The organism is Phocaeicola sp. RTP21359st1_B8_RTP21360_211022 (genome assembly GCF_040911965.1).
Classification (GTDB): domain Bacteria; phylum Bacteroidota; class Bacteroidia; order Bacteroidales; family Bacteroidaceae; genus Phocaeicola; species Phocaeicola vulgatus.
The window spans coordinates 1-26534 of record NZ_JBDFXP010000017.1; the positions used below are offsets into that span (position 1 = coordinate 1).

General features: G+C 39.2%; 19 protein-coding genes and 3 tRNA genes. 2 read left to right on the forward strand and 20 right to left on the reverse strand.

The features are described 5' to 3' along the window. Positions 1–175: 175 nt before the first annotated feature. From AB5062_RS10510 to AB5062_RS10535, 6 genes are all read right to left on the reverse strand, one after another. A tRNA-Arg gene (locus tag AB5062_RS10510) sits at positions 176–249 on the reverse strand. 20 nt (positions 250–269) lie between these two features. Then, a tRNA-Arg gene (locus tag AB5062_RS10515) sits at positions 270–343 on the reverse strand. Between the two features lie 26 nt (positions 344–369). Further along, a tRNA-Arg gene (locus tag AB5062_RS10520) sits at positions 370–446 on the reverse strand. 89 nt (positions 447–535) lie between these two features. Next, entirely contained in the window at positions 536–2845 is a 2310-nt protein-coding gene (locus AB5062_RS10525) for a patatin-like phospholipase family protein (RefSeq protein WP_057250652.1), read from the reverse strand. Positions 2846–2974: 129 nt separating this feature from the next. Then, a complete protein-coding gene (gene htpG / locus AB5062_RS10530) occupies positions 2975–5020 on the reverse strand; it encodes a molecular chaperone HtpG (RefSeq protein WP_005844616.1) in 2046 nt (681 codons plus the stop codon). 134 nt (positions 5021–5154) lie between these two features. Then, positions 5155–7671 (reverse strand): ATP-dependent Clp protease ATP-binding subunit, encoded by a 2517-nt coding sequence (locus AB5062_RS10535; protein WP_005844614.1) that lies wholly within the window; start codon positions 7669–7671, stop codon positions 5155–5157. 364 nt (positions 7672–8035) lie between these two features. On the opposite strand from AB5062_RS10535, the gene gyrA reads away from it, so the two are divergent. Both gyrA and AB5062_RS10545 read left to right on the forward strand, forming a co-directional pair. Beyond that, positions 8036–10603, forward strand: a complete 2568-nt coding sequence (gyrA, locus tag AB5062_RS10540) for a DNA gyrase subunit A (RefSeq protein ID WP_005844612.1) — start codon at positions 8036–8038, stop codon at positions 10601–10603. Positions 10604–10633: 30 nt separating this feature from the next. Further along, positions 10634–11851: a hypothetical protein gene (locus tag AB5062_RS10545; RefSeq protein WP_005852494.1), complete on the forward strand. Its 1218-nt coding sequence runs from the start codon at positions 10634–10636 to the stop codon at positions 11849–11851. 273 nt (positions 11852–12124) lie between these two features. Here AB5062_RS10545 and AB5062_RS10550 read toward each other — a convergent pair whose 3' ends face one another. The 14 genes from AB5062_RS10550 to rimO all read right to left on the reverse strand — a co-directional run bounded on the left by AB5062_RS10550 (position 12125) and on the right by rimO (position 26531). Then, entirely contained in the window at positions 12125–13252 is a 1128-nt protein-coding gene (locus AB5062_RS10550) for a universal stress protein (protein WP_005841333.1), read from the reverse strand. 75 nt (positions 13253–13327) lie between these two features. Beyond that, positions 13328–13597: a hypothetical protein gene (locus AB5062_RS10555; RefSeq protein WP_005852491.1), complete on the reverse strand. Its 270-nt coding sequence runs from the start codon at positions 13595–13597 to the stop codon at positions 13328–13330. 129 nt (positions 13598–13726) lie between these two features. Then, entirely contained in the window at positions 13727–14434 is a 708-nt protein-coding gene (locus AB5062_RS10560) for a phosphatase PAP2 family protein (RefSeq protein WP_005841329.1), read from the reverse strand. Between the two features lie 10 nt (positions 14435–14444). Beyond that, positions 14445–15263, reverse strand: a complete 819-nt coding sequence (locus AB5062_RS10565) for a tetratricopeptide repeat protein (RefSeq protein ID WP_032952830.1) — start codon at positions 15261–15263, stop codon at positions 14445–14447. Positions 15264–15282: 19 nt separating this feature from the next. Beyond that, positions 15283–17118, reverse strand: coding sequence for a BatD family protein (locus AB5062_RS10570; protein ID WP_022508910.1), 1836 nt, complete (start codon positions 17116–17118; stop codon positions 15283–15285). Between the two features lie 39 nt (positions 17119–17157). Next, positions 17158–17865: a hypothetical protein gene (locus AB5062_RS10575; RefSeq protein ID WP_032952831.1), complete on the reverse strand. Its 708-nt coding sequence runs from the start codon at positions 17863–17865 to the stop codon at positions 17158–17160. Between the two features lie 9 nt (positions 17866–17874). Next, the gene (locus AB5062_RS10580; protein ID WP_005841321.1) at positions 17875–18897 is read right to left on the reverse strand and encodes a VWA domain-containing protein; all 1023 of its coding nucleotides are present in this window, start codon (positions 18895–18897) and stop codon (positions 17875–17877) included. A 12-nt stretch (positions 18898–18909) separates the two neighbouring features. Beyond that, the gene (locus tag AB5062_RS10585; RefSeq protein ID WP_005841320.1) at positions 18910–19908 is read right to left on the reverse strand and encodes a VWA domain-containing protein; all 999 of its coding nucleotides are present in this window, start codon (positions 19906–19908) and stop codon (positions 18910–18912) included. 19 nt (positions 19909–19927) lie between these two features. Beyond that, the gene (locus AB5062_RS10590; protein WP_005841307.1) at positions 19928–21025 is read right to left on the reverse strand and encodes a BatD family protein; all 1098 of its coding nucleotides are present in this window, start codon (positions 21023–21025) and stop codon (positions 19928–19930) included. A 5-nt stretch (positions 21026–21030) separates the two neighbouring features. Further along, entirely contained in the window at positions 21031–21900 is an 870-nt protein-coding gene (locus AB5062_RS10595; RefSeq protein ID WP_008781538.1) for a DUF58 domain-containing protein, read from the reverse strand. A 249-nt stretch (positions 21901–22149) separates the two neighbouring features. Then, positions 22150–23145: a MoxR family ATPase gene (locus AB5062_RS10600; RefSeq protein WP_005841303.1), complete on the reverse strand. Its 996-nt coding sequence runs from the start codon at positions 23143–23145 to the stop codon at positions 22150–22152. 285 nt (positions 23146–23430) lie between these two features. After that, positions 23431–24861 carry an HU family DNA-binding protein gene (locus AB5062_RS10605; protein ID WP_032952832.1) on the reverse strand — a complete coding sequence of 477 codons (1431 nt, stop codon included), beginning with the start codon at positions 24859–24861 and terminating at the stop codon, positions 23431–23433. Positions 24862–24886: 25 nt separating this feature from the next. Then, positions 24887–25159, reverse strand: a complete 273-nt coding sequence (locus tag AB5062_RS10610; RefSeq protein WP_005841299.1) for an HU family DNA-binding protein — start codon at positions 25157–25159, stop codon at positions 24887–24889. A gap of 73 nt (positions 25160–25232) precedes the next feature. Next, positions 25233–26531, reverse strand: a complete 1299-nt coding sequence (gene rimO / locus AB5062_RS10615) for a 30S ribosomal protein S12 methylthiotransferase RimO (protein ID WP_032952833.1) — start codon at positions 26529–26531, stop codon at positions 25233–25235. Positions 26532–26534: the final 3 nt, after the last annotated feature.

The window sequence follows — 26534 nt, forward strand, 5'->3', positions numbered from 1 at the left end:
GTTCGGGTTTCATAAAACAAAGGTAAGCAAAGGTAGCTAATTTTAAAACTTAACAACCAGAAATTTCCGCTGAGCCGTTTGAAAATTGAGCCTCCGTTTTCAAACTGAGCCATCCTAATTCTAGACTGACTCAAGAAAACACAAAAAAGACTATCTTTTCAGATAGTCTTTTTTGTGATCGCGACAGGATTCAAACCTGTAACCGGCTGATCCGTAGTCAGCTACTCTATTCAGTTGAGCTACGCGACCGTTGTTTAATATTTTAGTAGTGACCGCGACAGGATTCAAACCTGTAACCGGCTGATCCGTAGTCAGCTACTCTATTCAGTTGAGCTACGCGGCCATTGTAAAACTAATCGAACTTTTTGGTGGTGACCGCGACAGGATTCAAACCTGTAACCGGCTGATCCGTAGTCAGCTACTCTATTCAGTTGAGCTACGCGGCCATTGTTTATTGTTCTTTCGTTTTAACGGGTGCAAAGATACGGACTTTTTTTGAAAATGCAAGCGTTTTACTAAAACTTTTTTCTAAAAATTATTCGACGAAACGGGAATTAAACAGCTGCCAGCCTAGTGTTAAACCTACATTCCAATCGTTAGACGGTGAGCTATAGTGATTTACATAGGCACTGATAGAACCGAACGATAATTGAAAGACTAATGAAATTTCTCCAAGATATTCGAATTTTGTGAAAGCTTTCCCGTAATATGCTTGTCCATATTCATCTTTCTTGATAGGAAAGATGGGTATAAATCCATAAAATTCTCCGCGTAATTGAAAAGACTCGCTTAACTGGTAGATGGGCATGGTGCCGACTCCGGCATATTGATTAGCACGGAAAGCCTCATTATAGGTTACTTTGCTATGGGCTGTCGGAGTGAATTCTCCTGCCTGCATTAATGTAGCCGTATAATTGTTGGAGAAATTTCGGGATGAGTAATATGCCTCCAGATACGCTCCCAAAGTAAACTTAGGGCTTACCTTATGGTATGTTTCGTTCTGATATGAAACTTGAAGCCAGGATTGTACTTTTTTATAAGGCTCCGGTGTGCCTTTAGTCACTTTGGATACACCTGATCTGAAATGTTCTGTGCCGGTGAAAATTTGTGCAGCCATTTTTTCACGACTTCCTTGTGTGGCAAATTGGCGGGCATTCAAGGTACTTCCTTCCAATACGATAGAGCCTCCGAAGATAGAATAAGTGCTTTCATCATGTTTTGTCTCGCTGAAGTCGATGATATTGGTTTGGAAGTACCTGTCCTCCATACGGGCTATACCTACACCGAATTCAGCTTTTTTACGGCTTAGAAACGGTAATGACACCTTCAATTTTACAAACTCTTCCCTTTTCTTGTTGAAAGCCGGATTGTCTTTGTTGGAAAAGAATTTGGCTTCTTTGAAATAATCGAAGGTAGAGATCGAGGCTATGAATTTATAAGATGTAGGCAGTTTGGTTGGAAAATCGATTCGTGCTGCAAGTTGTACATTATTGTAGACCCGGCCTAACTGTCCGTCAAAATTAAATTCTTTTGAATAATAGTTCAAGTTTTGATAAGAAGCACCAAAATAGACTTGATTGGAGCCACTGGAAGACACGTTTCCACCGACACGAACGGAGAGATTGGCCTCCATTTTGACCTGAAGATTCAAGTCGTAGGTTTGGTCTTTCTCATTATAAACGGCATGAGGAATGATTTCGGATATAATATTATCGGACAACAAACGGAAATATGCTCGTTTGACATCCTCCATAGTGAAAACATCGGAGTCGTTTTCATGAAACTCTTTTTGTATATATTGCTTTTGCTGTTCATTGGCACCGGTTATATTAACTCTTTTGAAACGGAAAACCGGTAAATTGCTCTTATAGGCCAGTCGTTTAACTTTCACTTGTTCGGGGGTGATTCTTCGATGAATTCGGCTTTTTATGGAGTCCATCATTTCTATGGCACGTTTATAACCAATGTCATGCAACTCGTCAAAGCGCTGGAAGTCCATTAAATTGACATCATCATATTTAAAAGTCATGAGGATGCCGAGGGAATCGGGTAAAGAGTAATCTGTCTTTTGCATAATCATATTTTCCAGTTGCCCCATAATGTCACCTTCCTTGGGTTTGCCCGGATTGGCGGATACGGCACTTCCTATAATGATATCTGGATGGAAGGTATCACGCATTACATTCACTGGAAAATTATTGTAAATGCCACCGTCGTATGCCAGTATCGAGTCTATTTCGATAGGCTTGAACATGGCAGGAAAACTCATGGAGGCACGTACGGCATCTCCCAGATCTCCTTTTTTCAATATCAGTGGTCTTTTGTTGTACACATCCGAAGCTATACAGCGGAAGGGAATATACAGGCTGTCAAAATTGGCCTTGCTTGCAGCTGTTGCCTGACCGAATAATTGCAGAAATACAATATTCATCTGAATGGGATCTACAATGCTGGTAGGCAAAAACTGAGGTTTGACATTCTTCAGCGAGTCTTTTAAGGAGATACGGATGTTGATAAATTCGGGTGTTGGAGGATTTTTCTTGAAATAATAGATGTATTTCTCTTCCACATTACCTGAATACCAGCGTTTGAAGTCATCGGATTTGAGTAAAGCCTCCATTTCATCGGGAGAATAGCCCATGGCATAAAGTGAACCGACAATGGCTCCCATGGATGTGCCTGCAATATAATCTATGGGGATACCGTTTTCTTCTAATGCGCGGATAATGCCGATATGGGTTAGGCCTTTGGCACCTCCTCCGCTCAGTACCAGTCCCACTTTCTGTGCATGGATGGGAGGAAGTAGTAAAAAGAGAAGAAAAAGTATATATAGATAATGTTTCATGGATGTCGAATCTTTGTATGTGTCGCTCCAAATATAGAAAGAAATCTTCGTTTCCAATCGTTTTTTAGAATAAAAAAGCGCCGGAAATGAACTTCCCGACGCTTTTGATAGCAAAATGTGATAGATTTGTTAAATCAGTTCGATACTGCGTTTTACAAAGTTTGTCAAAGCTTCACCTTTCAACATGTTGTTTTGTAACAGAGCAAGGTCAATCAATTGGCGGATTACTTTGTTACCACCTGCGTATTCACCTAAAACAGCTTCTTTCTTGGTCTTTTCATCGGCCAACTTTTTCTCAACATCACTTAATTCATCTTTTTCTGCTTGAGGTATTTCATCGGCTTTTTTACCTTCCTGTGCTTTGTGAAGTTCGTCGTGACGTTTATTCAGACTGGTCATTTCAGCTTCAATAGGTTCAAGAGCAGCTTTGCAAGAGTTGTCCGCATCATTCAAAACTTGTTTCACCAGTTTGTGGTCGACATTCAGAACCAAGTTAAACATATCCGGCATTTCTCCATAGAAACTCATACCTGCCTGGATATTGGCCATTTCTTTCATACGGCGCATATATTCACTTTGGGTAATCATGATAGGAGTTCCTGTCTCGCCTAAAGATTGTGTTTCCACATTGAATTCCACTTTCTTCATCTGTGGTAACTGACTGCGGAATACGGAAGATAGAATATCGCGTTGGCCAACTTCCAAACTGGCATCTTTGCGCTCTTCTTTAGCAATCAGGTGGTCAATTACATCACTGTCCACACGGGTGAAGCGGCTCTTTTCAAATTTCTGTTCGAGCATACTTACCATGGCTACATCCAGCTGACCATCCATTAACAATACGTTGTAGCCTTTGTTTTTGGCCGCATCAATGTAGCTGTATTGTTCGTCTGCATGGGTAGCATACAGATAAATCAAGTTGCCGTCCTTATCTGTTTGGTTATCTTTGATCAAGCTTTGGTATTCTTCGTAAGTATAATATTTGTCATCTGTGTCTTTCAGCAGAGCAAATTTATTAGCCTTTTCGTAGAAATCTTCTTGAGTCAACATGCCGTAGTTGATGAAAATCTTCAAATCATCCCATTTCTCCTCGAATTCTTTGCGGTCATTCTTAAAAATGGCTTGCAGGCGGTCTGATACTTTCTTAGAAATATAAGTGGAGATTTTCTTCACGTTGGAATCGCTCTGCAAGTAAGAACGGGATACGTTCAACGGGATATCCGGTGAGTCAATCACTCCGTGTAACAGGGTCAGGAAGTCTGGAACAATACCTTCTACCGAGTCGGTGACATAGACCTGGTTGCAGTAAAGTTGGATTTTGTTTTTTTGTAATTCAATGTTGCTCTTCACTTTCGGGAAGTACAGAATACCTGTCAGATTGAACGGATAATCCACATTCAGGTGGATCCAGAACAGAGGTTCGTCTGCCATAGGATATAACTCCCGATAGAATTTCTTATAATCTTCGTCTTTCAGCTCTACCGGTTTGCGTGTCCATAAAGGATAGGTTTCGTTGATTACGTTGTCTTCGTTTGTTTCAACCTGCTTTCCATCTTTCCATTCTTTCTTTTTGCCGAATGCAATGGGGATAGGAAGGAAGCGGCAATATTTAGTCAGCAATGAAGAAATACGTGTTTCTTCCAGAAATTCCTTGCAGTCATCATCTATATAAAGGATAATATCCGATCCGCGGCTTTCTTTTTCAACGTTTTCGATAGTGAACTCAGGGCTTCCGTCGCAAGTCCATTTCACAGCTTGTGCTCCTTCTTGGTGGGATTTTGTGATGATTTCCACTTTTTTGGCTACCATGAAGGCAGAATAGAAACCCAGACCAAAGTGTCCGATGATGGCATTGGCATCATCTTTATATTTTTCAAGGAAGTCGTTAGCACCTGAAAAAGCTATCTGATTGATATATTTGTCGATCTCTTCGGCTGTAAGTCCGATACCCCGGTCGGAAATGGTGATGGTATCTTTTCCTAAGCTTACTTTAATGGTAAGATCTCCCATCTCTCCTTTGAATTCACCTTTAGATGCAAGGGTTTTCAGCTTCTGTGTGGCATCTACTGCATTAGAAACTAATTCACGGAGGAATATTTCATGATCACTGTATAAGAACTTTTTAATGATGGGGAAAATGTTCTCAGTGGTTACCCCAATATTTCCTTTTTGCATACTATTTATGGTTTTAAGTTATTATGTTATATATACGTTTGAATCGTCTTTTTGTTGGATGATGGGCAAAAAAAATGCCAGATACAGTGATATCTGACATTTTGTCTGTTATTTTTTGAATAACTTTGGACTCTTTACTTTTCCACAGTCATGACAATGAGGTCTTTTTCTTTGTCATAGCTTACCTTGATCGTGTCACCAGCTGCCATTTCTGATCCAAGTATCAGCTCGGAGATGCCATCCTCCAAGTTGTTTTGGATGGCACGTTTCAATGGGCGTGCTCCAAACTGTACATCGTAACCTTTGGTGGCTACAAACTTTTTGGCATCTTCGTCAATAACAAGCTTGTAACCAATGTTTTTCACACGACTGTAAAGGCCCTTAAGTTCAATATCAATAATCCGGGTCAGTGCATCCAGATCGAGTTGGTCGAAAGTTATTATTTCGTCCAAACGATTGATGAATTCGGGCGCAAAAGACTTATTCAAAGCTTTTGTAATCACGCTGCGCGAGTATTCTTTGTCATCAGTACGGACCTGGGCGGCAAATCCGATTCCTTTTCCGAATTCTTTCAGTTGGCGGGTTCCAATATTAGATGTCATGATGACTATGGTATTTTTAAAGTCTACAGTTCTGCCATAACTGTCAGTCAACCGACCTTCATCCATCACTTGCAACAATATGTTGAATACATCGGGATGCGCTTTTTCAATTTCATCCAATAAAACGATAGAGTAGGGTTTACGCCTTACTTTCTCCGTCAGCTGCCCACCTTCTTCATAACCTACGTATCCGGGAGGTGCTCCTACCAGACGGGATACGGTGAATTTTTCCATATATTCACTCATGTCAATGCGGATAAGTGCATCTGCTGAACCGAACATTAGTTTCGCTAACTCCTTGGCCAAATGAGTCTTGCCGACACCTGTCGGACCTAGAAACATGAATGTACCAATCGGCTTATTAGGATCTTTCAGGCCTACACGGCTTCTTTGAATAGCTTTTACCAGTGTGGCGATTGCTTTGTCCTGACCGATAACTTTAGAAAGCAGATCGTCTTTCATTCCTAATAATTTCATTCCTTCAGCCTGTGCCATTCTTTGTACAGGTACGCCTGACATCATGGAAACGACTTCAGCTATTTGTTCGTCATCTACCGTTTCCCGGTTTTCCTTCAGACTTTTTTCCCATTCTTCCTTCAGGGTATCAAGCTGATTCGTATATTCTTTCTCTTTGTCACGATAACTGGCGGCCAGTTCGAAATTCTGTAGCCTGACAGCTTCATTTTTAAGAGATTTCATCTCATCAATCAGTTTTTCCTGTTCTTCTATTTCTTTAGGAGCAGTGATATTAGTAAGATGTACGCGCGAGCCGGCTTCATCTAAAGCATCTATCGCTTTATCGGGGAAGTTACGGTCTGTGATATATCGGTCTGTTAGTTTCACACAAGCTTCAAGGGCTGCATCTGTATAGTTCACATTATGATGATCCTCGTATTTATCCTTGATATTTTTCAATATCTGAAGTGTCTCTTCTGCAGTTGTTGGTTCTACAATAACCTTTTGGAACCGACGTTCCAATGCACCGTCTTTTTCAATGTTTTGGCGGTATTCGTCCAACGTCGTCGCTCCGATGCATTGAATCTCGCCTCTGGCCAATGCGGGTTTCAACATATTGGCTGCATCCATTGAGCCCGCTGCAGAACCTGCTCCCACAATAGTGTGGATTTCATCGATGAAAAGAATGATGTTAGGATTCTTCTTCAACTCGTTTAAGATAGAACGAATACGTTCCTCGAATTGTCCACGATATTTAGTGCCTGCGACAACGGCAGTCATATCAAGAGCTATCACTCGTTTGTCAAATAAGATACGTGATACTTTCTTTTCCACAATCCGTAATGCAAGTCCCTCAACAATGGCAGATTTGCCGACTCCCGGTTCGCCAATCAAAATTGGGTTGTTTTTCTTGCGACGGCTCAATATTTGTGCCAGTCGCTCTATTTCCTTCACCCGGCCAACTACAGGATCTAGTTTTCCTTCTTCGGCAGCTTTTGTCATGTCTGTGCCGAAATTGTCGAGTACAGGAGTGTCATTAGCCGGCTTTTTTTGTGCCGGGCGTGCCTGCTGTTGTGCTGCATTTGATTTATTGCCACTTGGACTCTGACGTATATCCTCGTCTTCATCCTCGTCCTCACTGAACCCCAGACCTGCATGGGTGTCTGGTTGTAAAGTGAGTTTGATTTTTTCGTATGTTACGCCATTGCTTTCCAAGACGTGGAAAGCTGCATTATCCTTGACCTTCATAATTGCTAACAAAATATGTTCAGAGTCAGCCGCAATGTTTCTCAATAACTTAGCCTCTAGAATACATAGCTTTAACACTTTGGATGCTTTGTCATTAAAGCTAATATTCTCGTCATAGGTGGTGTCATTTTCTGCATTGTTTTTCACAATGGCCTCCAACTGATTTTTTATGTCCTGTAAGTTTATTTGCAAATTAAACAAAATCTCGATAGCTTTTCCTTCACCTTCACGTATCAGTCCCAACAACAAGTGTTCGGGACCAATATAGCTATTTCGCAGCCTGTTGGCTTCTTCCTTGCTATACATGATGATATCGGACACTCTTTGTGTAAATTGATTGTTCATAAATTTATCGTCCTCCTAAAGTATAGTATTTATTTCCCAGTGTGCAAAGATACACATAATAACAATGCATACCATTGTTTTCTTATTTATATTAGCATAACAAAATGTATGCCAAGCTTTGACAGGCTAAATGGATTAAACAAAAATAAGGGTTATAGCGAACTATTCACAAAGTAAATGAGAAGTGGGAGTGATAATCACTATATACTATAAAATAAGGTATAGGGATACTTTTTACTTATATAAGTAAAAACATTTAATAGACTTAACTTTTTTATGGGTTTTGTTTCGTATGTCGTATAAAAGTAGTACTTTAGCGTGGTTTTTGGTAAACCAAAAAGATGTATAATTAATATTTGTTTAAATGCTAGAACAAGACAGAATTATAAAGATTAACATCGAAGAGGAAATGAAGTCGTCGTACATTGATTACTCAATGTCAGTAATTGTTGCGCGCGCCCTCCCGGATGTTCGCGATGGCTTTAAACCGGTTCATAGACGTATCTTATATGGTATGATTGAACTGGGAAATACCTCCGATAAAGCTTATAAGAAATCAGCAAGAATTGTAGGTGAAGTTTTGGGTAAATATCACCCGCATGGTGACTCTTCCGTGTATGGAGCTTTGGTCAGAATGGCTCAGGATTGGGCTATGAGATATCCGTTGGTAGATGGTCAGGGTAACTTCGGCTCTGTTGATGGTGACAGCCCTGCTGCCATGCGTTATACGGAAGCAAGATTAAAGAAAATAGGTGAAGAGATGATGCAGGATCTTTATAAGGAAACTGTTGATTTTCAGAATAATTTTGATGACACGTTGCAGGAACCGACTGTCATGCCAACACGGATTCCTAACTTGTTGGTAAATGGAGCATCCGGTATTGCTGTAGGTATGGCAACCAATATGCCTACCCATAATCTTTCTGAAGTAATCGATGCATGTATTGCTTACATTGACAATAATGATATTGATATTGAAGGGCTTATGCAATATGTAAAAGCACCGGATTTCCCTACAGGTGGATATATATATGGTATAAGCGGGGTACGCGATGCTTACGAAACCGGACGTGGTAGAGTAGTGATGCGTGCTAAGGCTGAGATAGAAACTCATACTACACATGACAAGATCATAGTTAATGAAATTCCTTATAATGTAAATAAGAAGGAATTGATTGAAAATATCGCATCTTTAGTCAATGACAAGAAGATTGATGGTATTTCGTATGTAAATGATGAATCCGACCGTGAAGGTATGCGTATTGTTATTGATGTTAAACGTGATGCAAATGCTAGTGTGGTGCTGAACAAATTGTTCAAAATGACAGCTCTGCAAACTTCATTTGGAGTAAATAATATCGCTCTGGTCCATGGTCGCCCCAAAATGTTGAATCTGAAAGATTTAATCAGATATTTTGTAGAACATCGTCATGATGTGGTAATTCGTCGTACTCAGTATGATTTACGGAAGGCACAGGAGCGTGCTCATATTCTTGAAGGATTGATTATAGCTTCTGATAATATTGATGAAGTGATCCGTATTATTCGTGCTGCAAAAACCCCTAATGATGCCATAGCAGGGTTAATAGAACGTTTTAATCTGAGTGAAATTCAGGCACGTGCTATTGTAGAAATGCGTTTGCGCCAATTAACAGGTTTGATGCAAGATCAGCTTCACGCAGAATATGAAGAGGTGATGAAACAGATTGCTTATTATGAAGAAATTCTTTCAAATGATGAACTTTGTAAAAAAGTAATCAAAGATGAGTTAGTAGAGGTAAAAGAGAAGTATGGGGACGCGCGTCGGTCTGAAATAGTTTATTCTTCAGAAGAATTTAATCCGGAAGATTTTTATGCTGATGATCAGATGGTTATCACGATATCTCATATGGGATATATCAAACGTACTCCTTTATCAGAATTCCGTGCCCAAAATAGGGGTGGAGTTGGATCAAAAGGAAGTGAAACCCGTGATGAAGACTTTGTAGAGCATATTTATCCGGCTACAATGCACAATACTATGATGTTCTTCACTCAGAAAGGTAAGTGCTATTGGTTGAAAGTTTACGAAATTCCCGAAGGAACTAAAAATGCTAAAGGACGCGCTATTCAGAATTTGCTGAATATTGATTCCGATGACGTGGTTACAGCATATCTACGTGTGAAAAACCTTAATGATACCGAGTTCATTAATAGCCATTATGTGCTGTTCTGTACAAAGAATGGCGTCATTAAAAAGACTTTGTTGGAACAATACTCACGGCCTCGCCAGAATGGTGTTAATGCGATAACTATTCGTGAGGATGATAAAGTGATTGAAGTTCGTATGACTAACGGTGATAATGAAATCATTATTGCTAACCGTAACGGGCGTGCAATTCGCTTTCACGAAAGTGCGGTTCGTGTTATGGGACGTACGGCTACAGGGGTGCGTGGTATGACTTTGGATGAAGATGGTGGCGATGAAGTTATCGGTATGATTTGTATAAAAGATCCTGAAGCTGAATCAATTATGGTAGTTTCTGAACAAGGATACGGTAAACGTTCTGATATCGAAGATTATCGTAAGACCAATCGTGGCGGTAAGGGTGTAAAAACGTTGAATATTACAGATAAAACGGGTAAATTGGTAGCTATCAAGTCTGTTACAGATGAGAATGACTTGATGATTATTAATAAATCTGGTATTACAATTCGTTTAAAAGTCGCTGAAGTCCGCATCATGGGACGTGCAACACAAGGTGTGCGATTGATAAATTTGGAGAAACGTAATGACCAAATAGGCTCTGTATGTAAGGTGACATCTGAAGAAGAGGTTACAGATGAAAATTCAAATACAGATCTTGAAAATATAACTGAAGGAGAGAGTGGTGGTACTACTAATTCTGATACTAATTCAGATTTAACTGCCGAAGCAAATAGTGAAGAATAAAATAAATTGTATTATTAAATCCACAAAATCATGAGAAAAGTATTATTTACAGTGGCTTTATTGTTAACAGCTTGCTTTGTGTCTGCACAAGTAAGTGTTGTTAAGGAGGCTAAATCCTTGAAAAGCAAACCTGAAGAAGCTGCAAAAGCTATCGAACCGGCTTTAACTAATCCTGAAACCGCTAATGATCCGGAAACATGGAAATTAGCTGGAGATTTTCAGAAAGCAATTTATGATGAAGAAAACATGAAACTTTATTTACCCGGAGGTCAGGCAGATACAACTAAGCTTTATAACAGCTTAGCTAAGATGTATGACTTCTACTTGAAATGCGATGAAATAGAGCAGGCTAAAGTCCAAAGTGGTGAGTTAAAGAAACCCAAATTCAGAAAGAAGAATGCAGATGCTTTGAAGACTTTGCGTTTAAACCTAGTTAATGGTGGTGGTGATGCTTACAATAAAGGAGATTATGCTGATGCTCTAAAATATTTTGGATTATTTGTTGATGTAGTAAACGAGCCTATGTTTGCTGATGATGATGAGTTGAAGGCTGACACTTTGAATGCATTATATGCTTGTTATGCAACTTTAGCTGCTAATATGCTGAAAGACAATCAAGCTGTCATCAAATATGGCAATATAGGTAAGAATCATAAAGAAGAAGGTTATAGAGCATTAATGTGCTTGGCTGAAACATATGGTCAGAAAGAAGGTGGTGATTCTGCAAAATGGCTTGAAGTAATCAAAGAAGGTACTGAATTGTTTCCTAAGCAAGAATACTTTGTTGGTAATATTATGGATTATTATATTCAAAAAGGTATGGTTGATGAGGGTTTGGCTCAAATTAATAAATTGCTTGCTACGAGTGAAACTCCGTACTATCTTTATGTAAAAGGTATCTTATTGTATGAGAAAAAGCAGTATGATGATGCAGTTGCTATATTTAATAAAATTATTTCAAACAACGGAGATTTAGTTGCTGAAGCATATTCAAAGATTGGTGATTGTTATTTTTTCCCAGCCCAGATTATTGTTGAGGAAAATGCAAAGTTAGCTATTGATGATCCCAAATACAATGAAAACGAAAATAAGATTAAAGAGTTGTATGAGAAAGCTAAACCATATTATGAGAAGGCAAAAGAATTAAAGCCTGATAATAAAGCTTTGTGGGGAAATTATTTGCTAAATATTTATTGGAAGTTAAATAGAGCTGAATATGATTCTTTGGAAAAAGAATTAGGATATTAATACGATCTTTCTATTTATTTATGCACAAAGCTCGGACTTTTCCAGTCTGGGCTTTGTTATTATCTAAAGTTTATGTATCTTTAGATATTAGTTTTTTGCGTTATGGCAAAATTTATTTTCGTCTTTATTAATCAACCAATCCCTTTTTCAAGTCTATTTACGCGAGCCATTTTTGATATATAATCAGTATTATGTTTAATTAAATACTAAGTGAACATTAATATGTTGAAGGGTAACACATTGTGATTTGCTTGTGCTACCCTTCTTGATTCTTTATTTTATTACTAATATAGGTGTATTAGCATGAAATATCATTTTTCTTGCTATGCTAGGATTAAACAATCTAGCAAATATATTTCGTTTATAATTTGTGATGCAAATCACGTCTATATTTTCTTCTTTTACATAGTTGTCCAAATTGTTCAGTATGTTATCTTCTTTCACTACATTATAATATAGTTCCAATTTAGAGTATTGTTTTTGAAAGTAATCTTTAATACCTGCTAGTTTTATTTCATTCCATGCATCGTTATCTGTACTTAAATGAATGAAGGAAACAGCAAAATGAAACGATTTAAAAGCATTTATCAAGGAGTCAAAAGCTATTAGATCCCTTTGGTCAAAATTGGTCACAAAAGCTACTTTTTTTATATCATTGAATGTTTTTAGTGGTGTATGTTCTGGAATAGCATATACAAAGGATTTGCTTCTTTCTATAACTTCAGCTGTAACGCTACCAATCAAGTCTATATCTTTTTGGCTTCTCCCTCTTGTTCCCATTATAATTATCTGAGGATTATATTCTTTAGCATATCGTAAGATTTCTTCTTCGGGAATACCATCACGCAAAATACAAGTATATTTTATATTAGGAAACTCTCCCGACTCAACTTTCTTTTTGATTGTATCAGAAAGTTTATTCAACTCGTTGTGCACTGTTTCTATCATACTTTTTACAGATTCTTCTCTTTCGATCTGAAAATTGAAATTATCAGTTCCATAAGGAATTGTAGGCACATAAATAGGACTGAAATAAGCATGTAGAAGCACAACTTCTGAATTAATAGCATTAGCAAAAGAAAAACCAAATTGGCAGGCTTTAAGAGAATAGTTTGAAAAGTCTATCGGGATAAGTACTTTTCTTTTTTCTTTATTTCTTTCTGAGCTGCTCTCCTTACCTTTGATTATATCTTCTGAAAGCCATGCAGAACTTTCTATAATCTGCAAAGCATGAGGCAGGTCGCTTTCTTTAATTCTTAGCCTTACTCCAGAAGATATGACAGGTTGAATAAGATTCACATTGTGAATGTACGCTTCAATTCCTTCATTCTCAAGTACATTCTTTAAAATCTGTGCTTTAGCATAAGTGAGGATTGCTAAGGTTACCAATTTATCTTCCATAATTCTATATTTTAAGTGATTTTCAGGTTAAACAAAAAATCCCAATTGAATGTTGCATTCAACCGGGATTTTATATTACGCTTCTTGCGTTACTTTTTCTTCAGTTTCTCTCAATATTTGAAGGGCTTTTTCAAGAACTGTTGTATCATCTAGCATTACTAGTCCCCCATCTGGTCCCGGTTCCAAATGAATTCCAACACTTTTACCATTCTTGAAATTGTGTCCACCAAAAAAGTTACGTACAGTTTCTACGGTCATATTGAGTTCATCTGCGATTCTGTGCATACTCCCACTAGGTAATGAATCTTTGATTCTGCGCAGTTCATTAAATGTTATTGTTCTCATGATGTATTAAATTTAGTTATAAAAGTGAGTACTTAAATCATGGTATAAACTTAATCAAAAAAATGCATAAAACAAATCTTTTTGTGCTATTTTTGACTGTATGTAAATTTATAATGGTTAATTTGCTGATTATAGATTGAGTGTATGAGTCACAATCATACCTGCTATAATAATGAAGAAATAAGTAGAAATGAGAATTATGTAGAATAAATTAATATCACTAATCAAATAACCGCTGGCAGTGTATTGATTAGAAATGCAACGTGGTTTATAAAAGATTTTTTTTTGAATAAATTTATAAAGGAGATAAATCAAATATCCTATGAAACAACCTTCTATAGTACCAAAAAGAATATCTCCCGGATAATGCACTCCTAAGTAGATTCTAGAATAGGAATTGAGTACGGCCCAAAAAAGAAGCATAAAAGTAAGAGATTTTCTTTTAATTAGTAAAGATAAAAAGACAGAAATAGCAAATGTGTTGGCAGCATGACTGGATATGAAGCCAAATCGTCCTCCTCTATATCCGTTTACAATATCAACCATATACATAATATTGGGGTCTTGTGTTGGACGGAAACGTGCGAAAAACGGTTTGCATAAACCAGAAGCTATTTGATCTGCTAAAGTTATGACTAAGGCAATCATAACGATAGTCAATAATGCTTCTTGAATTTTGTTATTTTTAATTATGATATATAACAGCATAGCAGCTACAGGTACCCATACAATTGTACTGGTAGCTACCCACATGAATCCGTCCCAAAATAAGGATTGGCTTCCGTTCAAATTCAGTAGTAATTCTTTATCTGCTGCTATGTACTGTTGTATATCCATTGATTATGTTTTAAATGATTTCAATAACATTGGTAGGTACCCATCCCACATTACCGTCTTCCAGTTTAATTTCTTTCCACTCCTTCATCGTATTATCTTTAATTATTACTTTCCTACCTTCATGAAGAATAAATAAGTCTGTTCCACTTTGGTTAGGAGTACTTTTGACTGTAACGCTAGGAGCCATTATAATAGCGTTATCATGATTAATTAATTCAGATTTTTGTTCTGAGGCAAATATATTTGCTAAAATGGTCACTAGTAAGAAAAAGATTGCTGAAATAAATCCTACTTTCTTCAAGACTACTCGTTTTCCGAAAATAAATAAAGACAGTGCCAATATCATCAGAATAAACATGATGATGCCTGTATGTGCCCATGCCTTTTCACTCATTGTATTAATAAGTGATTGAGTCCAGGTAACGAAAAACATTTTACTAGAAGGGATTACCTTGTCTACAGTTTTGCTTCTAGCCAGTTCTAGGTTGAAACGAATATCACTATTTCCTGGGTTTAGCAACAAGGCACGTTCGTAATTAAGGACAGCTTTGGCAATGTTATTCATTTTATAATAGCTGTTACCTAAATTATAATAAATATCGGAAGATTCCCCCTCGTTTTTTAATATATTCTCATACATCTCTACAGAAGCTGCAAAGTCGTTTCTTATATATGCACTATCGGCTTCTGTCTTTGTTGGGAAAGTTTGCACAGCAGCACTTTGTGGCATTTCTGTTTGGGCGGTAACCTGTGCAGAGTCTGATTCATTCTGTGCGTAGACTGTGACAAAACTTATCAGGAATATCAAAATGAAATATATTTTTGTCATTGTTATAATCTCCTTTGATTTAGTGTTTTATACTATTCTCCATTTTGCTGATGACCTCAACAGCCGAAGAATATACTTTATCCATAGCTTCATTCTGATTACCCGGAGCATAGCGGGCGAACTCGCATTCATTCAATGTTCCGATGAAATCTTTAATCAGTTCGGGGGCAACACCATATTTGGTCAATTCGTCCTCGATATTATCTTTAGACAATTGAGAAACCGGGATATTCAACTTATCACTGATGTATCCCCAAAGTGCTTTCAACACCTCATCATAGAATGCTTCTTGTTTGTTTTCAGCTAATAATCTGCCTGCATTTTTCATGCGTTTGGCAGCCACTTTATTCGCTTTTTTAGTACGAACTTTTGCTACATTTGCATTTTCAATAGCTTTTTTACGATAGACAATTACGAAAACAACGAAGAGAACCAATGGAATGATATACCATAGATAATATGTCGTTGAGCCAAAGAAGAAATCTCCCTTACGAGTTAAACTAGTTTCCCCCATTTTGATGTAGCGGATGTCTTGTCCCAATACTTTCAAATCTTCCTTGTTGGTAAAGTCTGCAATAACTTGATCTGCATTTCCTGCACCTTTTTCCACTTTTAGGTTGTAAGCTTCTGTTTTTATTGTTTTATAGCTATTGCTTTTTAAGTCAAAATAGGAAAATTCGACAGGCGGAATAGTGAAATTGCCGGCATGTCTTGGAATTGCTAGATATTCTATCACCTTATTGCCTGACAAACCTTCGCGAGTTAATGTAAATTTATTGTCAATCTTGGGGTCGTATACTTCAAAATCCTTTGGGAAAGCTACTTCCGGAGTATTGACCAATTTCAAATTACCTGTACCAGAAATGACTAACTTAATGGTTACAGCATCATTTGTTTTCAGTTCTTTTGTACTTATAGACGAACTGATAGTAAACTCTCCTACTCCTCCGGAGAAATTAGCCGGTTTGCCATCGGGCAATGCTTTCACATTGATGGTTAGCTTAGGAGTGACAATGTTTTTCTTTACTTCCACATAGTTACTTCCACCATTAAAGAAAGCATCAAAAGGATCGTCTGAGGCAACTTGTTGAGCTATAACCCCTTCAAAGGTAATAGACGGAATTTCCATTTTACCTGATTGCTGAGGGAAAAGTACATACTGACTCCACACGGTAGTGTTATAGTTTCTTCCGTTATAATGCTCCAAAGAGAATGTCTTTTGTTGGGGAAGTTCTACTTCTTGTGTATGGAAATTCTTCAAATCCGGCATTTTCCCGTACAACTGTCTCAGATTTACCAGTGTATAAACTTTGTATGTCAACAAGATGGCTTCCTGTTCATAAACAGTAGTCTTACTTGCTGTTGCGGTAATAAACAAATCTTGATTGGTTATTTTGCTTCCGGCAACCTGACTGCGTGAAGAAGTTCTTCCACCGCTATTGTTTCCACCTCCAACACCATTTGTTTGATCAGGCGGTAATACTTTGATTTGTACGGAATTTGAAGTTTTGTTTTGTCCGTCTGCCACAATAGTAGCACCAGGAATGGTGTAAGTTCCTTCTTTATCAGCCATCAAAATATAAGTAAAAGTAATGGAGCTGGTAGAAGTAACATTACCATTTATAATCTGTGTACTACTCTGCTGTGAACGGCTTGGTCCCATTAAGACATCGAACCCCTTGATATTAGGTGCACGAAAATCCCTGACTTTATGAGTGTTGACCGTATAAGTCAGCCGGAACTGATCCCCGCTTACTACTACATCAGGCGCAGAAGCGGTAAACGTCACATTTCCGTCTGCCCATGCTCCGAGCACCGATGTTATTAATATGAATAAGAGAATTACTTTCCTCATTGCTATCTAATTATTTTTTTATTTGCCAAAATTAAGAAATTACCAGTCTTTATCCAACTTCTTTCCTTGAATTTGCAGTTGTTTTTTAACTTTGTCTTGCACATTCTTTTCATCTTGCATCACAGCATTCAATAATTGTTGGGCATTTTCCTTGGACATTTCATCCTTATTTTGCTGCTGTTGCTGCTGATTTTGATTTTGTTGGTCTTTCTTATCCTGTTCTTGCTGGTTTTTGTTCTGATCCTTTTTGTCGTCTTTCTGATCTTGTTTTTGATCTTGATTCTTATCCTGATTCTGGTCTTGATTTTGCTGTTGGTCTTTCAACAGCTTTTGTGCCAAAGCCAAGTTATAACGAGTTTCATCATCTTTCGGGTTATTCCGTAAAGATTCCTTATAAGCCTCTATACACTGTGGATACTGCTTGGACGACTGAAGGATAACTCCCATGTTATGATAAATCTGTGCCAGTTTATCCTTGTCCTTCTCTACCTTAGAAGCAGATTCAAACTGTTCCATCGCTTCCTTTGCTTTTTGCTGCATCAAGAGTGAGTTTCCCAAATTGAACATGGCATCTGTTGATTTCAGGTTAATTTCCAATGCCTTACGATAATCTACCTCCGCTTTGATAAACAAGCTGTCGTTATACAGCTTGTTTCCGCTGCGCAGATAATCTCTTTCTGTTTTTTGGGCGAAGGCACTGCTTGCCACAAGTAAGAATAACAGAGTGATATAGGTTTTTTGTAACATAAGCATTCCTTATTTAAATAGTCTGACATTTTTGAAAAGCGGATTTTTCCGTTCCAAAATAAGCATTTCTACCACCAGCAGGATAAGCACCAGCCATGCCAAAGCCTGGAACTGTTCATCAAATTCAGTATAAACCTGACTTTCTACATCAGCTTTTGACAGTTTGGCGATTTCATTGTTCAATACCTTCTCGGCTGAGTTGGTATTATCCACGCGAATATACATTCCATTGCCAGCCTTGGCTATTTCCTGGCACATCTGCTCATTCAAGCGGGTGACGATAACATTTCCATCCTTATCGCGACGGAAATTGTTGCTACCGTCCTCAGCTGGAATTGGAGAACCATCCGGTGAACCTACTCCTAATACAAATACCTGCATACCTTTTTCGGCTGCTTCTTGGGCTGCTTCTACTGCCCCACCTTCATGATTTTCACCATCGGTAATGACAATAATTGCACGTCCCACTCCTTCTTGCGGAGTAAAACTCTTCATTGCCAGGCGGATGGCCGCACCGATATCCGTACCTTGTGTGGTTATCAATGACGGATTAATGGTTTCCAAGAACATTTTGGCGGAAACATAATCGCTTGTGATGGGCAATTGCGTGAAAGCATCACCTGCAAAAACAATCAATCCCACTTTATCATTATTGAACGTATCTACCAGTCTGGAAATCAATTTCTTTGATTTGTCCAAACGACTGGGAGTCACATCTTCTGCCAGCATGGAGTTTGAAATGTCCAAGGCAATGACAGCTTCCACTCCACTTCGTTTCACCGTTTCCATCTTTGAGCCGAACTGTGGGCGGGCCAACATCAGTATAACCAATGTCAACGCAGCAAAAGTCAGCCAAAACTTGATGTCAGGACGATACTTGGAAATAGTCGGCATGAGCCCTTTCAGCAATGCCGGATCACCATATTTGCGAATATTTTGGCGGCGGTGATAATTGGAATACAAATATAGCGCCACCAAAAACGGCAATAGGATGAGTAAATATAAAAAGTTCGGGTCTGCAAATCGAAACATGACTTTCTTTTTTTAAGGTATTTTCTTTAATACTGAGTTACGCAACAAGAGTTCAAGCAAAATGCAGAAGAAAGCAATCCAGGCGAATACCTGATATTCTTCTTCGCGTTTGCTGAATTCCTTCACGTTCAACTTCGTTTTCTCCAGTTTGTCTATCTCCTGATAGACTTCCTTCAACTTGGAATTGCTGGTGGCACGGAAATAATTTCCGTTCGTTGTACCTGCAATCTCGGTCAAAGTCTTTTCGTCTATCTCGACGGGGACATTCACATATTGCGTCCCTGCGTAGGTCTGCATCGGATAAGGGGCAGTTCCGTTTGTACCGACACCGATGGTGTAGATTCTGATACCGAACTGTTTGGCTATCTCGGCAGCCGTCAGCGGAGAAATATCTCCACGGTTGTTGCTACCATCCGTCAGCAGAATAATCACTTTCGATTTAGCCTTGCTGTCCTTCAGACGGGTCACCGCATTGGCAATGCCCATACCGATGGCAGTACCATCTTCAATCAGTCCGCGCTGGGCGATATCGCCTTTGATGCTGTTGAACAGATTCAGCAGCACCCCATGGTCTACCGTTAGCGGACATTGGGTAAAACTCTCACCGGCAAAGATGGTCAGACCGATATTATCATTGGGGCGGCCGTTGATAAACTCGGAAGCTACTTGTTTGGCAGCTTCCAGTCGGTTGGGTTTCAAGTCTTCGGCCAGCATACTGGTAGAAACGTCCACTGCCAGCATGATGTCGATTCCTTCTATTTCGGTATTCTGCCAGTTGTCTGTGGTCTGAGGGCGTGCCAAGATCAGGATTACCATGATGATAGCCACCGTACGGAGTACGAACGGAGCATGCAGCAAGTAAATCTTCCAGCTTTTGGGTGCCTTCATATACATGCGTGTGGTAGAAACCTGAAGCGTAGGCTCGGTTTTCTTCCGCTTCATGACGTACCATATTATATAAGGTATGAGCAGAACCAGCAGAAATAGATATTCAATATTTGCAAAAATCATTGTTCCTAGTATTTATTTGTTAAAACCAGAGGTTATATACACCACTCAGCACCTTATACAGAATTACCACAATAGCAATAACAATGATGCTGATGCTGCCCAGCAGAATCATTCTGCCCTGTTTGCTTCGCTTTTCCTCCACGGTGATTTCCGTAGGTTCGGGCTTTGCATTCGGGTCTGGTTCCACTTTTGTATTATTGATGAAGTCTACTGCGTTTACCAGATTCATATCATTTTCGTTCATCAACGGAGAATGTTTGGCGAATTTCACCAGGTCGGCAGTCTGGAACAAATACATCAAATCCTTGATAGATTCTTTGTCGTTGATTTCCTGTAGCTTATCAATAATTTCGGATGAAGTCATCTCCATAGCGTTAAAGCCGAATCGTTCTTCCATATAAGTACGGAGTACATCCGTCAGCTCGGTATAATAGGTCTTCGGATCGGCTGTACGCAAGGTTTTGTCTCCCTTGATACGCTCTATTTCCTTCAACGCCTGCTGGTGTGGCGGCAACTTCGGTTCAATCTTGATCTTCTTGATGATAGGCTTGTTATCCTTGTAGCGTACAAACAGATAGTAAGCCAGTCCGCCCAAAGCAAGCATCAGCAAGGTAAGCCATACGATGGCCGATACGTCATCCCAGGTGATAGGTACTTCACGAACGGTCTTCGGTCCGAAGAATTGTTCGGGATGCAGCGTATCTACCGGAATGGAATATACTTTTACGGCCAATGCTTTGGACCGGTAAGGCTCTCCGTTTACCATCACCTCGAATGGGGGGAGATAGTAAAGTGCCGAGTCAAAAGAGGTTATTGTATATTCCTGTTTTATCAGCATACGTTTTCCATCGTTCAGCATCTGGGTATCAGGCTTGGCTATATCCAATATCTCCACTCCTTTTACCAATGTATCGCGCAGGAACGGAAGTTGCAGTTTTTGCTTGGCATCCATGCTGATTTCCAGCTTCACTTTAGCCTGTTCGCCAATGAGAAGTTGCAGCGAGTCAATGCTGGCGTCTACCGTAACCTGCTGTGCCTGTGCCTGTCCGGCTGTTATCAGCATAATTGCACAAACTCCAGCTTTCAAGAACTTTTTGCTAGTATTCAGTATATTCATATTCTTTAATTTCGTTTAGCAAATAAGTTAAGCAACGATTTCACATAATCCTGATCCGTGCGGATAGATACAGAGTCCACATTACTTTTGGTAAATGTTTCATTCAATACTCCCTGACGCTGTATCCACCAGTCATTATGTGCGCGACGCAAAGCTCGTGACGAGGTGTCAATCCATTGCTCGTGGCCGGTTTCGGCATCGCGTACTTTCATTAGTCCCACATCAGGTAACTCTGCCATGCGGCGGTCGTATACCTGGATAGCTACGATATCATGTTTCCGGTTGGCAATGGTCAAAGCATTGCGGAAGTCGTTTTCATCTATAAAGTCGCTTATCATAAAGGTGGTGCAACGTTTTTTAATTACGTTGGTCAGATATTCCACAGCCATCTTTATATCTGTACGCTTGCTTTCGGGCTTGAAATCAAGCAGTTCACGGATGATATAAAGAATATGTTTACGGCCTTTTTTAGGCGGAATGAATTTCTCAATCCGGTCTGAAAAGAAAATAACTCCTATTTTATCGTTATTTTGAATGGCCGAGAATGCCAATGTAGCGGCAATCTCGGTCACCATATCCTTCTTCAACTGCTTCACCGTACCGAAATCCAAGCTGTTCGAAACATCAATCAAGAGCATAACCGTCAATTCGCGCTCTTCTTCAAACACCTTGACAAAGGGTTTGTTGTAGCGGGCGGTTACGTTCCAGTCAATGTCACGTACGTCGTCACCATACTGATATTCACGTACTTCCGAGAATGACATACCTTTGCCCTTGAATGCAGAGTGATATTGTCCGGCAAAGATATTGTTCGAAAGTCCGCGTGTCTTGATCTCAATCTGGCGAACCCGTTTTAATAAATCACTTGTTTCCATACTGTTCGTACTATGTTGTTTATTTATCCGGTGCATCGGTTTCTGTTTTTTCTCCTATCGAGAATGGTTTTTCAAACGGATGCATTTGGTGTTCCACCCAGGTGGGACGGCAGTCTCACATAGATGAAACGGGAGTTCCACATGGGTGGAATGGCGGTCCCACCCATGTGGAACTCTGTACTCAACCTTTTGTTTCCAAGTCTTCTTCCTAACTGTCAAGCAATTAAGAACTGCCTCAGAACACAATCCTTAGGGTACTTCCACTTTATTCAGGATTTTGCTTACAATTTCATCAGAAGACATGTTCATGGCTTCTGCTTCGTAAGTCAAGCCGATACGGTGGCGAAGCACATCGTGAGCAACTGCACGAACATCTTCGGGAATCACGTAACCGCGACGTTTGATGAATGCATAACTACGTGCTGCCAATGCCAGATTGATAGATGCACGCGGTGAACCACCGAAACCAATCATGTCTTTCAGTTCTTTCAAGTCATATTTTTCAGGGAAACGGGTTGCGAATACGATATCAGCGATGTATTGCTCTATCTTTTCGTCCAGATAGACTTGGCGCACCACTTTACGGGCTTCCATAATATCTGTTGCTTTCAGAATGGGGCGAACTTCGATTTTCTCTCCGGTGATATTTTGGCGGATGATTTTCTTTTCTTCTTCCAGTTTCGGATAGTCGATAATAACTTTCAGCATAAAACGGTCTACCTGGGCTTCGGGAAGCGGATAGGTACCTTCCTGTTCAATCGGGTTCTGAGTAGCCATTACAAGGAAAGGTTCGGGTAGCATAAAGGTTTCCTTGCTCAGTGTGACTTGACGTTCCTGCATGGCTTCCAGCAAAGCACTCTGTACTTTAGCCGGGGCACGGTTAATTTCATCGGCCAATACGAAATTTGCAAAAATCGGACCTTTCTTTGCTATGAATTGTTCGTCTTTCTGACTATAAATCATGGTACCGATAACGTCGGCGGGCAGCAAGTCCGGAGTAAACTGGATTCGGCTGTACTTGGCATCAATCAAAGATGCAAGCGTTTTGATCGCCAGAGTCTTTGCCAGACCCGGAACACCTTCCAACAGGATATGACCATCGGACAGTAAACCGATAAGTAATGATTCTACCAAATGTTTCTGACCTACAATAACCTGGTCCATACCAGTCATTAAGTTGGTTACGAACGCACTTTGTCTTTCAATTCGTTCGTTTAGTTCGCGAATGTCAATTGCTTCAGCCATAATTTTGTTTTTATTTAGTTGTTTCTTTATTGATCTAATAACGGGCTTGTAAATAGCCTTGTTCATTTAACGCAGCCAAAATTACGCTAATTAATTAACAGCGGCAACTAATTTTTATTAAAAAAGTAAAGTGCATCTCTACTTTTTAAAGGTTATTGGGCTAAAGAATTTTAAAATACAAAGATAAGGTTTGTAGAGTGAGAATATCAGTTGAACGCACTTTTTTTTACTTCTTGTATTTTGCCTGCTTTATTTATGCCGAAAGCAGGCAAAATGCAAGAAGGCTTATTTTTTAGGAGTTAGTTCAGGAATACGCAGAGTAGTCCCTATGGGTACTCTGTCGGCATCTTTAATGATGTTTTTATTATGTTTCACGATATAGGGCCATAGCTTTTTTGTACCATAGAATTTCACAGCTAATTTTACCAGGCTCTCTCCTTCTCGTAATGTGTAATTAGTTTTAGTCCCTGTTATGTCATATTCTACAGTATCGGCTAAAGTTTCTTTTGCAACATTTGCGGTTGTCGCAACGCCTGAACTCTTTTCCGTACTAGGAGATACAGTCTGTTGTGATTGACTGATGGTCTCTTTTCCGGCAACATTCGTCCATATGTTTGCGGTATCTTTACCTTGCATCAATGAGTCATTAACCGGAATTGCAGGAATATCCTCTTCCAATTGTTCTTGGGTGTTTTTTATTGTAGCCGGCGATTGTAAATCCGAAGTTTTATCTGATTGCAAATACCAATATATGCCACCTGCAATGCAGGCAATCAAAATGATAGCAAGAATAACTCCCCGGGAAACTCTGTTCTTTTTCTCTTCTGAGATTTCTTGTGTCTCTGTTGTTTCCTCTATCTTCTGTTCTTTTTCAAAATCAGAAGTAACAGGAGTTATTACTGTTTTCTCTGACGGGGTTGCCTCTTCTGACGCTGTTGTTTCCAAGGATGTTTTTTCTTCACAAGCTTTACGAGCAGCCAGTATGGCTGCATCGGCGATAGTCATAACTTCTTCTTGAGGTTTGTCTGTTACCTCGTTTCCTTCTATTGTCTCTGCTAAAGGGGAAACGGTTTGGGGAACAGCTGTTTCAGCAACAATATCCTTTTCTGCTTCAGTGACAATATCTTCCGATTCTTTTTCCGGTTCTATAATTTGTATCTCTTCCTCTGTAATTTCAACAGAAGGTGCAGGTTCTTCAATAATTGTTTCCTCAATAACCGGAGTAGTGTCTTCAGCGGCAATGGCATTCTCATTTGGAGAATCTTCTGTATTTTCCGCTTCTATGAACTCAACCTCTTTAGCCGCAATTGTTTGTTTAGGCTTAGGCGCGTTTCCGTCAAAGGTATCTTCCTCCTCTCCTTCTATTTCTGTTTCGGTATCTTCCAGTTTGGTGTTTTCATTTAATATAACCGTTTCAAAATGAGCGAATGGTTTATTTATTAAATCTTTCATACTGGAATCCGGAGTAAAAGATATTTTTGTATGGCCCTGTATTTCAATTCTTTCCCCCGTGTTTACGTTTACACTTTCACGACTCTCCACCTCTGTAAGTTTAAACGTACCTAGTCCTTTAACCTTTACATACTTTTCAGTAACTAAAGCTTCCTCTATCAGTTCAAACATTCCTTTGACAAAGATTTCAGCATCTTTTTTAGTCATGCTGTGTTTCTCAGCCAAAAGTTCGATGATATCTTGTATGGTTACTTTCTCGCTCATGATAATATTATAAATAAGGGCTATTTTATTTAAACTTTTCTTTTAAAGTTACACTGGGTTTGTAAGTCAGCACTAACTTGGGGGGAATCAGCATACGTTGTTGAGTAGCCGGGTTGATAGAAATTCTTTCCAGCTTTTTCTTAACCTCAAACGTACCAAATCCCTGGATTGCAATGTTGTTGCCATCTTGCAATTCCTGGGTCATAACACCAATGACTGAGGATACCAATTGTGATGTATCTTTATTCGTATATCCTAGTTTACGTGATAATTCAGATATAAATTCTTTGTTATTCAAAGCTTAAAGTGTTAATTTGGTTGCTATATTAGTAAAAAAACAAACATTATCCAAACTTTATAAGGGAAAAGGTCTATAAAATGCTGGCGTATAGGTCGAAATCATCAGCGGCTGTTATTTTCACTTTATAGAATTCACCTATTTTTAAGTACTCGTCATCAGCTTTTATCAAGACCTCAGGATCTACCTCGGGAGAGTCAAACTGGGTTCTGCCTATGTAGTAATCTCCTTCCTTCCGGTCTATAATGACTTTAAATTCTTTACCTATTTTCGTTTGGCTCAGTTCGCCGGCTATTTCCTGCTGAAGTGCCATTAATTCATCCAAACGCTGTTGTTTCACTTCATGAGAAATGGAATCTTCGTATTCTTTAGCGGCGAATGTTCCTTCTTCTTCCGAGTAAGCGAAGGCTCCCATCCGGTCGAATCGTACTTTTTTGACGAATTCTTTTAATTCTTCAAAATCTTCTTCAGTCTCACCGGGATGTCCTACCATTAATGTTGTACGTAAGTGAATATCGGGTACTTCCCGACGGAATTTTTCGATTAATTCGTAGGTTTCCGCTTTACTTACATGCCGGCGCATTTTATTCAGCATATTGTCACTAATGTGTTGCAGGGCAATATCCATATATTTGCATACATTATCGTGTTCGCGCATAACACGGAATAATTCTTCCGGAAAATGGGCCGGATATGCATAGTGTAAACGTATCCATTCTACACCGGGAACATTGGCGATTCTTTCGATGAGTTCGGGCAATTTCTGACTTTTATATAAATCTACGCCGTAGTAAGTCAATTCTTGGGCTATAATTTGGAACTCTTTTACTCCTTCGGATACAAGTAGTTTCACTTCATCAATAATCTCCTCCATCGGCCGTGAAATGTGGCGTCCTGTAATAATAGGAATGGCGCAATAAGAGCATTTACGGTCACAGCCTTCTGATATTTTCAGATAAGCGTAGTGATGGGGTGTGGTTAATGTCCGTTCAAAGGCAAATTCCGACTTGTATGCTTTGCCTAAATCTGCCAGCAACTCATTCCAGTTAAACTTACCATAGAATTTATCTACTTGAGGAATTTCCAATGCCAATTCTTTTAGATATCTTTCTGAAAGGCAGCCCATCACATATAGTTTTTTGAGCTTCCCTTCTTCTTTGGCCTGACAAAATTCCAATATCATATTGATCGATTCCTCTTTGGCATCACCGATGAAACCACATGTATTAATAACTGCGATTTCTCCTTGCGGTTTGTCGGAATCGTGAGTTACTTTATAACCGTTTGCTTCCAGCTGACGCATCAGCTTTTCTGAGTCTACTAAGTTTTTGGAACACCCTAAGGTGATGATATCTATTGTGTTACGTTTCATTTA